The sequence below is a fragment of the Photorhabdus viridis genome (genome assembly GCF_040256935.1).
GTDB lineage: Bacteria > Pseudomonadota > Gammaproteobacteria > Enterobacterales > Enterobacteriaceae > Photorhabdus > Photorhabdus viridis.
Window position 1 is genome coordinate 1 of the sequence record NZ_JBEJZY010000447.1, and the last position, 233, is coordinate 233.

The following is a 233-nucleotide window of genomic DNA, read 5'->3' on the forward strand; positions in this document are numbered from 1 at the left end:
TGAGGGGGTCAGTGAGACTTATCATATTCCGATGGCCCTGCATGTGTGCGGTCAGCTGGATATCGAGGCCTGGCAGCAGGCGCTGGATAGCGTGTTTGCCCGTCATGACGCATTACGTTCTGTTTTCGTTTCTGTTGACGGTCAGCCGCAAGTGCAACTGCTGGCGCCGGATAGCGGCCTGCGGTTATCCCAACATGACCTGCGCGGGCTCCCGGAGGCGGAGGGTGTGCTTG

The 233-nt window shown here is 59.7% G+C and carries 1 protein-coding gene; it reads left to right on the forward strand.

What is annotated here, in order from left to right; genetic code table 11:
* Positions 1–233, forward strand: a 233-nt coding sequence (locus ABR397_RS25635; RefSeq protein ID WP_350307886.1) for a condensation domain-containing protein, incomplete at both ends; no start/stop codon positions are given.